This is a genomic window from Dellaglioa sp. CoH-56-MRSF-13 (assembly GCF_056782095.1).
Genome location: NZ_JBXAYC010000170.1, coordinates 1 through 267 on the forward strand (window position 1 = coordinate 1; position 267 = coordinate 267).

Below are 267 nucleotides of genomic sequence, written 5' to 3' on the forward strand. Positions count from 1 at the left end.
CCCTGATTTCTTCTTTGTGCTGTACTGGCTACGCCTGAACTCGTTCACGAAGTCCAACTACGTGCACCACGCAGAGTGTAAGGATAAGAATCACAAGAAGCGCGTATCGTACACAATCAATGCCGCAGAATTCGATCGACAGCTGGCGGCTGGTGAGATCACACAAGAGCAACGTGACGAGATAGCGCGTCTAGCGCTCCCCGAGGATTCGCTGAAGCTTTCGCAGATCATCACGAACACCACGATGACGATCAACGAGCTTGAGAC

General features: G+C 52.1%; 1 protein-coding gene. It reads left to right on the forward strand.

The genetic code is table 11. From position 1 onward, the window contains the following. On the forward strand, positions 1-267 hold a 267-nt coding region (locus AC1RP1_RS08335), incomplete at both ends, for a hypothetical protein (protein WP_481762777.1).